Genomic DNA, 259 nt, shown 5'->3' with positions numbered 1-259 from the left:
TCATCACTTCGGACTTGGCCATGGCTTCTTCAGCGCTAAGGTGCTTCCACGGATTGGGGCCGAGGTGGTCACCACCCAGAATAAGGCGGCTTGTATCAAAACCGAGACGTGCAGCAATGTCTTCGACAAAATGGCGGAAATCTGCAGCTGTCATGCCGGTATAGCCGCCATCCTGATTGACCTGATTGCAGGTGGCTTCGATCAGAACGTCGGTGTTGGTTGCAATGCCTTCAAGAAGGGCTGCTTCGATAACCAGAGG

At 53.7% G+C, this 259-nt stretch carries 1 protein-coding gene; it reads right to left on the bottom strand.

Features of this window, described 5'->3' with window-relative positions; translation table 11 throughout:
• The coding region (locus tag QSJ70_RS27555; RefSeq protein WP_285541397.1) for a class II D-tagatose-bisphosphate aldolase non-catalytic subunit at positions 1-259 on the bottom strand (259 nt) is incomplete at both ends.

It is taken from the genome of Brucella sp. NBRC 12950, assembly GCF_030268145.1.
In the GTDB taxonomy this organism is placed as follows: domain Bacteria; phylum Pseudomonadota; class Alphaproteobacteria; order Rhizobiales; family Rhizobiaceae; genus Brucella.
The sequence above is the reverse complement of the archived record's forward strand: the minus strand, read 5'-3'. Positions and strand labels throughout refer to the sequence as shown.